This is a genomic window from Bradyrhizobium sp. 197 (assembly GCF_023073375.1).
Lineage (GTDB): Bacteria > Pseudomonadota > Alphaproteobacteria > Rhizobiales > Xanthobacteraceae > Bradyrhizobium.
Genome location: NZ_JADPJJ010000055.1, coordinates 427,258 through 439,603 on the forward strand (window position 1 = coordinate 427,258; position 12,346 = coordinate 439,603).

A 12,346-nucleotide genomic window follows, 5' to 3' on the forward strand; every position below is an offset into this window, starting at 1 on the left:
GGCGTCCGGGCTCTCTCGGGCTCCCCAAAAGCCTACCCAGGCATCCGCTGAGATCGACGATATGCGGTTCGATCCGACTTCCGCTCATGGCCATAGCTGACTTTCGACAACTCAAGCCTGCTAGATGGGCGGAAGCGGTCACCCTGTCTACGCCCGGCCACCACTGATAAGCTTTCGCAATTTCCTTTATCAGTTCGCGAACTGCCTCCATTTGCGACCAAGCCATATCGGTTGCCGACTGACTGCTGGGCTCACCAACCCAACTTTCGTGTCGGACTCGCTAAATGAGCCCTATCTGCCAGTCGACTCCGCAGGCTAGGAGATTGCGCGCGCGTCTTGGTATCATTCCGTGACCCCGTTCATTCGATGGGCGCGCGCCGGGTATGCCAGTCCGTTACCGACTGGAAGGCATGACCAGCGCGGGCAAGCACATCCTCGGACAGATGCGGACCCACCAGCTGCATGCTGAGCGGCAGGCCGTCCGACGCCATCCCGTTCGGCAGCGTGATAGTGGGGCTGCCCGAGAAGTCGAACACCGCGGTGAAGCGCAGGATACTGAGCAGCACGTGCGGATCGGCACCGTATTCGGCCATCTTGGTCAGCGTCGGGATCGGCACAGGCATTGTGGGGATCAGCAGCAAGTCGATATCGCCGAACAAGGCGGCGAGACTTCCGCAGAACTTCAGTCGCTCATGATGGATCTGCGCGATCTCGATACCGCTCATCGACCTGCCCTGCTCGATCAGCTGCGCCAGATCGGGGCCGTATTCCGATTTTCGCGACGGATAGGTCTCCAGGTGCGCCTCCGCCGTTTCGATCGAGCACATCGGGATCCACATGCTGACAAGCTTCTCGTAGGCCGGGAACTTGACCTCGCGGATATCGGCACCGAGCGCTGCCAGCGTGCGTTCGGCTTCCAGCAACGCAGCGACCACCTGCGGATCGATCCCGTCCTGGATGTAGCTGCGGTCCACGCCGATCCGTACGCCCCGGATGCCGTCACCGATGCCGGCCAGATAGTTCGGCACCGGCGCCTGCAGGGCCGTGGGGTCATTGACATCGGCACCTGCGATGACGCCGAGCATGGCCGCCGCGTCGGCAGCGCTTCGACACATCGGCCCGATATGGTCGAGCGAGTCCGCCAGCGGAAAGACGCCGTGGCGGCTGACGCGTCCCCAAGTCGGCTTGATGCCGGTCAATCCGCAGGTCGCCGACGGAAACCGGATCGAGCCGCCGGTGTCGCTGCCGATCGAGCCGAAGCAGAGCCCCACCGAGGTCGCCACGCCCGATCCGCTTGACGAGGAGCCGACCCAGTAATCGACACCCCAGGGATTGAGCGGCGCCTGATCGTTCGGATGGTGGCTGGTATAGGCGCCCTCGGTCATCTTGAGCTTGCCAAGAGTGACGGCACCGGCGTGCTCGAGCCGGTCCACGATCGTCGCATTGAAGGACGGAACGAACTTGGCATGGATCGTAGTGCCGCCTGCGGTCGGTGCGAACGTGGTGTAGCAGAGATCCTTCAATCCGATCGGCACGCCATGCAATGGTCCACGCCAGACGCCCTTGGCAAGCTCCGCGTCACAGCGCTTCGCTTGCGCCATGGCCCGCTCGGCGAGCACGAGCGCGTAACCGTAAAACTTGCTATCGAGCTTCGCGATCCGGCTCAATATGGCCTCGGTTACTTTCGAAGGCAGGAGCTCACCCCGGCGGAACAGCTCGGAGAGTTCGGTGATCGACTTGTAGTGAATTGGATCTGCTGACATCTGACAGCCCTGCTGTTGTCGGAAATGGCTTCGCCCACCGGCGCCGCAGACGGCCGGCCTCGTGACTACGCTGCTCGAGATGCGCCTAGAACTGCACGCCGCGCGTGAGGGCACCATCAACCACGAGGTTGGTCCCCGTGATGAAGCTCGCCGCCTTGCTGGCAAGGAACACAGCGCCGTTCGCCATCTCCTGCGGCGTTCCCATGCGGCCGGTAGGATTGAGCGCCAGCGCGGTGTTGTACAGTTCGGGATTGCCGTCCTTGATCTGATTCCAGACACCGCCCTCGAAATAGGTGTTGCCGGGGGAGACCGAGTTGGCGCGGATGCCTTTGCCGGCAAGCTGGAAGGCGAGCCCCTGCGTGTAATGGATGATCGCAGCCTTGAACGTGCCGTAGGGGCCGCTGGCGAAGTCGACCTCGCGGCCCGACACGCTCGAGATGGTGACGATCGCAGCGGCCTTGCTCTTCTCAAGATACGGCATCGCCGCATTGACCAGCCGCACCGTGCCCATCATGTCGGTGGAGAACTCCTTCTCCCAGCTCTCCTCGTCCTGCCCAATCGACAGCGCGCTGACATTGGCAACGACGATATCGATCCCGCCAAGTTTCGAGGCCATATCCTCGACCCAGACCTTGAGCGCCGGCCCATTGGAGACGTCGACCGAACTGCCGAACGCCGCAACACCTTTCGCCTTGATCGCGGTGACAGCACTATCGACGTCGGCCTGGTTGCGAGCGCAGATGCCGACATCTGCACCTTCCGCCGCGAAGGTGTCGGCTATCGCCTTGCCGATGCCCCTGGTGCTGCCGGTAACGAGAACCTTTGCTCCCTTGAGTCCCAGATCCATGTCCATTCCCTCCCTATTGACGACTTATAACGTGCGACGTGGCCGTTCAGAGCAGAAGCTGCTCGCGGACATTATGCTCGTTGACCTCGCCGCCTGCCAGCGACTGCGTGATCTTGCCCTTCTCCATGATGTAACAACGCTCGGCGATCGCCAGGATCGTGTCGAGATTTTGCTCGACGAAGATGATCGTAGTGCCGAGCTCGTTCCGGAACGATCTCAGCGCCCCGCAGATGTGTTGGACGATCGAGGGCTGGATGCCCTCAGACGGTTCGTCCAGGATCATCAAGGATGGATTGCCGATCAGCGCGCGGCCGATGGCGAGCTGCTGCTGCTCGCCGCCCGACATGGTCCCCGCGACCTGCCGCCTGCGTTCCCTGAGCCGCGGAAAATACTCATAGACGAGCTCCGGCAGCTTCTTACCGTCGGGACCGCCGATCAACTCGCCGACCTGGAGGTTTTCCTCAACGGTCATCTGCGGAAAGACGTCGCGCCCCTGCGGGATGTAGCCGAAGCCCGCCCTCGCCCGCGCGTCGGCTTCGAGCTTTGTGACGTCCTGATCCATGAAGTTGATCGTGCCGCGCCAAGTCTGCAGCAGGCCGATCAGGCACCGCATCAGGGTCGACTTGCCGACCCCGTTACGGCCGATCACGCCGACGATCTCGCCACGCGAGACCGACATGGTGACACCCTGCAGGATCGGCGTCGCGCCGTATCCCGCCCATAGTTCCGATACGTCAAGAATCCGATCAGTGGGCATGGGTTTTACCGAGATAGATTTCCGCGACCTTCTCGTCCTGCAGGATGTTTTCGAGATTGCCGCGCGCAAATATCTTGCCGAGATGCAGCACCGTGACGCGCTGGGCGACCTGGCGCACGAAGGCCATGTCATGCTCGACGACAAGCACAGTCATGCCTTCGGCATTGAACGACTTGATCAACTCCCCGGTCTTGAAGGTTTCCTCGGGAGACATGCCGGCGGTCGGCTCGTCCAGCAACAGGAGCTGCGGCTTCAGCGCCAGTGCCATCCCGATTTCAAGCCATTGCTGCTGGCCGTGCGACAGTGCCCCCGCGAGCTTTTCGCTGTCCGGGCCGAGATTGAGCAGCGTCAGCAGGCGATCCTCCTCTGTGATGCGTTCCGCCCCGGACAATCGCTCCTGGAGCGCGATTTGAATGTTCTGCCGGACCGGAAGTTCCTTGAACACGCTCGGAGCCTGCATCTTGATGCTCATGCCCCGTTGCACCCGCGCATATGGACGCTCGGCGGTGATGTCGACGGTATCGAACAGGATGCTGCCCTGGGTGGGTGGGTAAAGACCCACGATCAGCTTGAACAACGTGCTCTTGCCGGCACCGTTGGGACCGATCAGGCAGTGCACCTCGCCCGCGTTGACCGTAAGATCGACATCGGAGACAGCGGTCAATCCGCCGAAGCGCTTGGATACGCCTTTGACCTCGACCAGCGCCATGTTCAGGATTCTTCCGGCTGTAAGCGACCGGCCTCCTCCGCGACGGCGCCATCATCGCGCCGTCGGCGCCCACCCCACCCGTCGGCGGCAAGCTTGCCAATTCCGAGCACAAACCCCTGCGGCGCCAGCATCACCGTGGCGAGCAGCAGCGCGCCCATCAGCACCAGCGCGGCCTGCTGGCTGTAGACCGTGATTGTCTGAAAGCCGAACAGCAACAGGAACGACCCGACCAGGGTCGCCGTCAGATCGTTTCGCCCGGAGAAGGCCACCCACACGATCGGCATCGCGGCTGCCGGCAAGCCGATGCTGGAGGGCGTGATAAACTGTCCCCAGGACGTGTAGAGTGCGCCGCTGAGGCCCGCGAGGCCGCTGCCGATCACGAATGTCAGCAGCTGGTATTTCCGGACGTCATAGCCCAGCATCTCCGCGCGTTGGGGATTTTCGCGCGTTGCCACGATGACATTGCCGATCCCCGAATTGACCAGCATGCGCAGCGCGAGATAGACGATCACGATCAGCGCGATCATGGTGTAATAGAGCGCCGATCCCTCGATATAGAAGTCACCCACGGTCAGCGGGTCCATGCCCTTCATGCCGTTGAAGCCGTTCAACCGCGCCGGGCCGATGTGCCATTCCGGCCCAGCGGTCTGACCAAGGAAGAAGGCAAGCACGAGCGTCGCGGACAGCGTCACGATGCCGAAGAAGATGCCGTTGATCCCACCCCAGATCATGAAGTAGCCGAGGATTCCCGCCGCCAACATCGCGAGGACAACCGAGAGCACGAGTGCGGCGATCGTCGCAGTGCCGCCGCCCATGTTGATGGCGAGCACGCCATAGCCATAGCCGGCAATGCCGAAGAACAAGGTCTGGCCGAACGACAGCATGCCGCCATAGCCCCACATCAGGCAGAGGCCGAGCGCCATGAAGATCCAGATCAGGAAGTAAGCGAAATTGCCCACGTCGTAGGAATCGGCGAACAGCGGATAAGTCAGCGCACCCGCGAGCACGGCGAGGAAGCATGACCAGAAGATCTTGCCGCGTCCGAGCGTCTGTGGGCCTTCCAGCAGCTTGAACATCAACATTTCCCCTTAGCGCCCACGGCGGACCAGCACGCTGGAGAGCCCTTCGGGCAACACCCGAATGATCAGAATGACAGCCACCAGCATGCCGATCTGACCGATGATCTGCCCATAGCTCGCGTTCAGCGCCATCCGGATTATCGCCAGGAAGACCGCGGCCGGCGCCGTTCCAAGCAGCACGTTCGCTCCTCCGATCACGACGGTGACGAAGCTTTCGACCACGAATGTCGCACCCATGGTCGGAATCAGCGTCATGGTCGGCGCGTAGAGCGCCCCGCAGAGCCCGGCGAGGCCGGTGCCGATCCCGAAACTGATCGCATAGATGCGGCCTGTGCGCGCGCCCAGCGCCTTCGCCATCGCGGCGTTCTGCATAGTCGCGCGGGCGATCACTCCGAACCGCGTCTTCATGAAGATGATGTAGAGACCGCCCAGCACGGCCACCGCGCAACCGAACAGCACCAGACGATAGGTCGAAAACGAATAACCGCCGATTGCGAAGCTTCCCTCCGGCGTTCCGATCCCCCGTACGGCAGACCCGACAATCAGGAGCATCGATTGCGTCACGATGAGACTGAGCCCCCAGGTCGCGAGCAACGAATCCAGCGGCCGCTTGTAGAAACGCCGCACGACCAGGAACTCGACGAGGACACCGATGAGCCCCGCCGTCAGCGCGGCCAGCATCTGGGCAATCGCGAGCGGCACACCGAGATTCACAAGGCCAACCGTCACATAGGCACCACACATGATGAACTCGCCGTGGGCCATGTTGATGACGCCCATCATGCCGAACACAATGGCGAGGCCTGCGGCCGAAAGAATTAGGAACGCAAACACGTCGGCGAACTGATAGAACAGGGAGAATACTTCAGCCGACATCTTGATCCCCCTTGCCGATCCCGGCGCCGCATCGTTGCGGCGCCGGCCTTGTTCAAGATCGTGACACTCAACACGAGCAAGATCTGTGCCCGCCGGACGTCACGACTTCTTGGGGAGATGACTCGGGGTGTACTGATCCTTGTCGTTCTTCTTGGTGAGATCGCAACCGATCTCGCCAAGCCAGTAGGGCTGGATCGTCCCGTAGTCCTTCTCGACCTTCACTTCGTGCTTCGGCCCGACCGAGATCAGGCGCATGCGGTGCGAGGTATGCTGGCTCTTCGGATCGATGCAGACCTTGCCTTCGGGGGCGTCGATGCAGGCGTCTCCACTGGAGATCACCTTCCGCATGTCGTCGAGCTTGATCGACTTCGCCTTCTCGACCAGCGCCTTGTACATGTAGAGAGCGTTATAGGCGTTGTAGCCCATGTCGTTGATGTAGAGTTCGTCGGGGAATTTCGCGTGCCAGCGCTTCTTGAACTCGGTCGCTTCAGGCGTGTCTATTTCCTCGAACCAGTTCGCGGTTGCGTGCATGTTGTTGAGCGCCGGCGGCTTGAACCGCTTGTGCTCGAAGCCGAGCATGACCTTGATCGAAGACCCCATCGGCAGGTTGAGGTTGGCGGCAGCGGCTTGCTCGAAGAACGAATCCTGGGCGGCACCGACATTGATCGTGAGCAGCCAATCCGGCTTCGACTTCTGGATGTTCTGGATCGTCTGCGCGAACTGCGACACACCGAGCGGAATGAACTCTTCGCCCACTATCTCACCGCCGAGATCCTTCATGATCTTGCGGTTCCACTCTGCCGAGATCTGACCGAAATTGTAGTCGGCGGCGATGACGTAGACTTTCTTGCCGAACTTCTCGACCATCCACGGTATCAGCGTCGAGAACTGCTGCTCAGGCACCGCACCCATGCTGATCATGCTGGCGTCGCAGACACCGCCTTCATACTGGTTGGTGTAGAAATAAGGCGTGGAGGTGCGGTCGACGATCGGACGCAGCGCTTCGCGCGAGGCCGAAGTGATGCCGCCGATCAATACGTCGACCTTGTCGCGATTGAGCAGACGGCGGCCGAATTCCTGATATCGGGCGTTGTCGCCCTGCGGATCGAGGTGGATCAGCTCGATCTGCCGCCCCAGGATGCCGCCGCTCTTGTTGATTTCCTCGACGGCCAGCTGGGAACCGTGCAGCTTCGGCATGCCCATGAAGGCGAGATCGCCGGATACGTCCTCGAGCAGCCCCACTTTCAACGGCGGCTCTGCCGCGCGTGCAACATTCATCACCGCAGCTGTACCAAGCATGGCGCCGAGCAAAACGATTCCGAGCTTACGTCCTGAACTCATCGTGATGTCCCCTGTTTTTGAAAGCGGCTGGATGTCATGGCTTGAGGTAATTCTTCAGGATCGATGCTCCCATCGTATATTTGGGGTCGACCATGTTGCCGAGGCGCATGCGGCCCGTCTGGCTGAGCAGCATGTAGGCGTCGATCTCATCGAATCCGTAATCTGCCGCCATCCACCGCACGAGCTCACGATAGGCGATGCGCGCCGCGTCCTCGAGCGGACGCGCGCTTCCGATCGTCATGATGAAGTCCTTGGTCTCAAGCCGGGGCCAGGCAAAACTCCAGTTCTTGATCAGGTCGACCTGCAGTGTGACGGTCGCGCGCTGCTCCAGCGCCACGCCGGACAGCTCGCCGTCGCCTTGCGTTGCGTGGCAATCGCCGACGTAGAGCATTCCGCCGTCGGTATGGACCGGGAAATAGATGATTGCACCCGGAGCGACGTCGGGCAGATCCATGTTGCCGCCGTGATAGTCCGGCTGCAGCGAGGAGATCGCCTCGATCTCCGGCGAGACGCCGATGGTGCCGATGAACGGCTCGTAGGGCAGCGTGATCTTGTCGTTCCAGCGTATGCCGTTCCTGTCGACATGCAGTTTCTTTACGCGTTCCGGCAGCGGCGGATTGAGCAGCGCCGTCGAGCTTGTTCCAACCAGCCCGCCGAATTCCGGAATGATACAGGTCGTACCGGCCGGCTGTTCACCCCGCGTCTCGACGTCGCGGATATAGATCGCGAGACAATCGCCCTTCTTGGCGCCCTTGACGGCGATCGGTCCGCATTGCGGGTTGAGATAGGGGAAATTCAGTTTGGCGGTTGGGCTGTCGCTTTCGCTGGTGAGCACGCCGCCAAAGGCATCTTCCGTCTCGACGACAACGATCCCACCCGGGTCGATCGACAGGGTCGGCTTGGCATAGGGGCCGTAGACATAATGGAAGCCGCCCTGCTGCTCGATCGTCAGGCTATGCGTCGCGCCAGTCGCGCCTTTGGCGACCGCGCGCTTGGTCATGATTGATGTCTTCAACCAGTCTTCGGACATGTGATCAGCTCCTCAACTCAGACCCCGGGATGACGTTTGTGCCAGTCGGTGACGCGCTGGAACGCGTCGCCCGCCCGCACAAGTCCGGCCTCGTCGAAATGACGACCAACGAACTGGAAGCCGACCGGACCGCCATTCGCCGCGAACCCGCCGGGCAGCGTCACGGTCGGACTTCCCGTCATGTCGAATGGACACGTGAAGCGCAGCAGTCCGCCGATCAGCGAGGCGTCCTCGCCGAGCGCCGCCATCTTGGCGAGCGTGGGCGCGGCGAACGCCTGTGCCGGCACCGCGACGAGATCGACGGTCTCGAACAGGACACGGACCGCGCCGCGAAATGCCTCGCGGCGAAGCACGATCTTCTGGTAGTCCATGCCGGACTGCTGCCGGCCGAGATCGAGCAGACCCGCGAGCGCCGGGCCATACTCGTCCTTGCGCGCCGGATAGGTGTCTTCGTGCGCGACGGCGACCTCGATGCCGCAGAGCGGGAACCAGTCGTCGATGACCGCCTTGGGATCGGGGAAAATGATCTCATTGATCTTCGCGCCGAGATCGGCCGCCACACGCAACCCTTCGGTCAGGACCTTCGCCGCATCGCCATCGGTTCCTTCGCTGGTCCAGCGCCGGTCGACGCCGATCGTCACACCGCGCAGGTCGCCGGAGAGACCGGCGAGATAGTCGGGCACAGGCAGCGGCACCGACGTCGTGTCCCTGGGATCCTGCCCCGCGATGACGCCGAGGATTGCGCCGCAGTCGACAGCGCTCCGCGCCATCGGGCCGATGTGATCCAGCGTCGCCGCAAGTTCGAAAGCGCCGTAGCGGCTGACTCGTCCCCAGGTCGGTTTAAGCCCGGTGACGCCGTTGGCCGCTGACGGAAAGCGGATTGAACCGCCGGTATCGGTGCCGAGCGAGCCGAAGCAGAGGCCAGCCGCGGTAGCGACGCCGGAACCGCTCGAGGATGCGCCGGGCCAAAGATCCGCGTTCCACGGATTTTTCGGCGGATCAATCTTCGGATGATGATCGGCGTAAGCTCCTTCGGTCTGCTGCAGCTTACCAAGAATGATTGCGCCGGCCTCCTTCAGCCGCGCAACCACCGTTGCGTCCTCAGTCGGACGAAAATCGTGATGGATCGTCATGCCGTGCGCGGCAGGCGCGCCCCTGGCCCAGCAGAGATCCTTGACCGCCACCGGCACCCCATACAGCGGTCCTTTGACCTTGCCGGAGGCGATTTCCTTCTCGGCCACGGCGGCGTCGGCAAGCGCTGAGTCAGCCATCACATGCGCGAAACTCTTGAGCTTGCCGTCGAGCTTCTCGATCCGCCCGAGCATCGCCTTGGTCGCTTCGACCGGCGACAGGTCCTTCGCCTGGATCTTTCGCCCGATGTCGACGAGCCCGAGATAGTGGAGATCCGTTTCCGCCATCGCTCTTCATCCTCCCGCTCACATGACACATCGCCGTCTCGCACATGCGTCACCGTTCTGGCTACGCGGACGCATCGCCAGCTTTCCCGGCGGCAAACGAAAAAAGCCACCCGTCCCTCCCGAATGAGGTGACGAATGGCTCAAATGCCGCGGCTATGATCTGTCGCTTTAGGGTCCGTGATCGAACGAAGCACTTAGTGCAAGGAGCTGGACGTCATCGGCCAGATCGGCGCACGCGAGGTTCGACAGGTCACCCTGTAGGAGAAAAGTCTAAGGACCTGCCCATCGCGTTGTCAACGATGCTGTCTGCCTAAATTTCGAGAGTGCTGCGCAGCAAAACGGCAAGCCACTTGCGCTGTCATCGGCGATGATGATTTCATCTTCGCGTTACGCGATCGAAAGCAGTCAATGACAAAGCCGTATGTTCCCGTTGGCATCATCTGCTCGCAGTCCGGGCCTTATCAGGCAATGGGCCGCGAGATCCTCAAGAGCGCGATGATGGCGGTCGACGAGATCAACAGCCAGGCGGAGTTCGACTTCGCGATCGCGCCCCATATTCGCGATCCCCGCGGCATCGTCTCCGAATATCACACGGTCTGTGACGACCTCATTCGCAATGTCGGCGTCGAGCACATCATCGGCTGTTACACCTCGGCCTCGCGCAAGCAGGTGCTTCCCATCGTGGAGCGCACCGATCGCCTGCTCTGGTATCCTGCCCGCTATGAAGGCTTCGAGTGCTCGGACAACGTGATCTATGTCGGCGCCTCGCCCAATCACAACGTGCTGCCGCTGGTCCGCTACGTGCTCGACAATCTGTCACGGGAAATCTTCTGCGTCGGCTCCAACTACGTGTGGACGTGGGAGACCAATCGCGTCACCCGTGAACTGGTCAGCGCGGCAGATGGCCACATCCTCGCCGAGCGGCTGCTCGAGCTCGGCGAAAGCGCCGTCGGTCACATCGTCGACGAAATCGTTCGCCGCAAACCGCCGATCGTGTTCAATACGCTGGTCGGAAGCTCGAGCTACGACTTCATCCGCGCATTTCACGCCGGCACCAAGGCTGCCGGGCTGGAGATTCCCATGCTGAGCTGTAGCCTGTGCGAGCCGGAACTGGCGATCGTCGGGCCGGCATCGGCCGGCTGTATCACGTCGTCGGCCTATTTCGAGAGCATCCGGCTGCCGGAGAACCGCGCCTTCGTAGCGCGCTGGAAGGCGCGCCATGGCGAGGACAGCAGCCCCTCCGTTGACGGGCAATCCGCCTATGTCGCAGTCTATCTGCTGGCGCGCGCGCTGCAGCGCGCGGGCACGTCCGACATTGCCGAGGTGCAGCGCGCCGCGGCGGGATATCGCTACAATTCGCCGCAAGGACCGGTGTGGATCGACGGCGGCAACAATCATTGCGTCCTTACACCGCGGCTTGCCGTATCCAATCCGCGAGGACAGTTCGATATCTTCTGGGAAGCCGACGCGCCTGTTAAGCCTGATCCTTACCTGACGCAGCTCGACGTTGCGGTCAGCCCTTCGAAGGAGATCTCGATGGGCGGCGCATTGCCGAACGCGCCGCATTTGCGGGTTGTGAAATGAGCAGACCGTCTTCATTTTCGCTGCGCGGACGCAAGGCGCTCGTTGCCATCAAGGACGAACGCGATGCGACCATCGTGCGACGCCAGTTCGAGCGTCTCGGGATCGAGGGTGTTGCATGGACGCCGGGTGAGCCCGTCGGCTTCACACCGGATCTGTCGCTGATCGATGACGAATTCCTGCCCTTACTGCAACCGGCGCAACGCGCGTACCTGGCGCGATCACCTGTCATCGCGCTGGTCGGCACCGAGACCCCAAGCCGCTTGAAGTTGGTGTTCGAGCTCGACCCAGCTTCGTTCCTGATTAAGCCGCTGCGATCGGCCGGCATCTATGCAGCGCTCGTCATGGCATTCGAGCGAAACCATCGCACAAGCGAATTGAAGCAACAGATCCTCAAACTCGAGCAGCGCCTGCGGTCACGTCGTGTCGTACTTGCCGCCGTTCTCCAGGTGATGCATTCGCATGCGCTTGCCGAACCTGCCGCCTTTGCGCTGATCCGAAAAGCCGCCATGGAGCAACGCAAGACGATCGAAGAGCTTTCGGCAGAGATTACGGCAAGCGGCATGCTCCCACGCGCAACGGGTTAGATCGCCTCCAGCTGCGGGCGGGCGTGACAGGCCGCAATCTCCTATGCCCCGCTGGACTCTTTGCTGTTGCATCGTCACATCGAGAAGATGAGCCGTAGCACGCGCATAGCGCTCGATGAGCTCTCAACTGATTGGCACCATCGGGCAAACTCTGGTTTCGGCTTCTGGCCGCATAGTTGACATCCCAACGGCTGTAGCTGCGGTCTGCTATTTGAGACAAATCAGGCATCCATCTCCCGTCCAGCGCCCAACTGATAAGCTTTCGTATGAAACCTTATCAGTCGGCATGCTTACTCCGATTCGTATGCGTCGCTTTTCAGTTGCTAGGATTTCCAGGACAACCGCGCGTCAACTAAAT

At 61.7% G+C, this 12,346-nt stretch carries 11 protein-coding genes; 2 read left to right on the forward strand and 9 right to left on the reverse strand.

The annotated features are described in order from the left end of the window. Positions 1-359 precede the first annotated feature (359 nt). From IVB27_RS13345 to IVB27_RS13385, 9 genes are all read right to left on the reverse strand, one after another. Positions 360-1,763: an amidase gene (locus tag IVB27_RS13345; protein WP_247444014.1), complete on the reverse strand. Its 1,404-nt coding sequence runs from the start codon at positions 1,761-1,763 to the stop codon at positions 360-362. 85 nt (positions 1,764-1,848) lie between these two features. Next, on the reverse strand, positions 1,849-2,610 hold the full coding sequence (locus IVB27_RS13350; protein WP_247444015.1) for an SDR family NAD(P)-dependent oxidoreductase: 762 nt from the start codon (positions 2,608-2,610) through the stop codon (positions 1,849-1,851). A gap of 46 nt (positions 2,611-2,656) precedes the next feature. Continuing rightward, the gene (locus IVB27_RS13355) at positions 2,657-3,367 is read right to left on the reverse strand and encodes an ABC transporter ATP-binding protein (protein WP_247444016.1); all 711 of its coding nucleotides are present in this window, start codon (positions 3,365-3,367) and stop codon (positions 2,657-2,659) included. Next, the gene (locus IVB27_RS13360) at positions 3,357-4,076 is read right to left on the reverse strand and encodes an ABC transporter ATP-binding protein (protein ID WP_247444017.1); all 720 of its coding nucleotides are present in this window, start codon (positions 4,074-4,076) and stop codon (positions 3,357-3,359) included. Before IVB27_RS13360 ends, IVB27_RS13355 begins: the two co-directional genes overlap by 11 nt. A 2-nt stretch (positions 4,077-4,078) precedes the next feature. Beyond that, complete coding sequence (locus tag IVB27_RS13365; RefSeq protein WP_247444018.1) at positions 4,079-5,152, reverse strand: branched-chain amino acid ABC transporter permease; 1,074 nt, start codon at positions 5,150-5,152, stop codon at positions 4,079-4,081. A 12-nt stretch (positions 5,153-5,164) separates the two neighbouring features. Next, the gene (locus IVB27_RS13370; protein WP_247444019.1) at positions 5,165-6,031 is read right to left on the reverse strand and encodes an ABC transporter permease subunit; all 867 of its coding nucleotides are present in this window, start codon (positions 6,029-6,031) and stop codon (positions 5,165-5,167) included. A 99-nt stretch (positions 6,032-6,130) separates the two neighbouring features. After that, positions 6,131-7,372: an urea ABC transporter substrate-binding protein gene (locus tag IVB27_RS13375; RefSeq protein ID WP_456664018.1), complete on the reverse strand. Its 1,242-nt coding sequence runs from the start codon at positions 7,370-7,372 to the stop codon at positions 6,131-6,133. A gap of 34 nt (positions 7,373-7,406) precedes the next feature. After that, positions 7,407-8,402, reverse strand: a complete 996-nt coding sequence (locus IVB27_RS13380) for an acetamidase/formamidase family protein (RefSeq protein WP_247444020.1) — start codon at positions 8,400-8,402, stop codon at positions 7,407-7,409. A gap of 17 nt (positions 8,403-8,419) precedes the next feature. Then, positions 8,420-9,820 carry an amidase gene (locus tag IVB27_RS13385; RefSeq protein ID WP_247444021.1) on the reverse strand — a complete coding sequence of 467 codons (1,401 nt, stop codon included), beginning with the start codon at positions 9,818-9,820 and terminating at the stop codon, positions 8,420-8,422. 408 nt (positions 9,821-10,228) lie between these two features. Here IVB27_RS13385 and IVB27_RS13390 point away from each other — a divergent pair, with 408 nt between their 5' ends. Both IVB27_RS13390 and IVB27_RS13395 read left to right on the forward strand, forming a co-directional pair. After that, complete coding sequence (locus IVB27_RS13390) at positions 10,229-11,404, forward strand: transporter substrate-binding domain-containing protein (protein ID WP_247444022.1); 1,176 nt, start codon at positions 10,229-10,231, stop codon at positions 11,402-11,404. Further along, the gene (locus tag IVB27_RS13395) at positions 11,401-11,988 is read left to right on the forward strand and encodes an ANTAR domain-containing response regulator (protein WP_247444023.1); all 588 of its coding nucleotides are present in this window, start codon (positions 11,401-11,403) and stop codon (positions 11,986-11,988) included. Before IVB27_RS13390 ends, IVB27_RS13395 begins: the two co-directional genes overlap by 4 nt. Positions 11,989-12,346 lie beyond the last annotated feature (358 nt).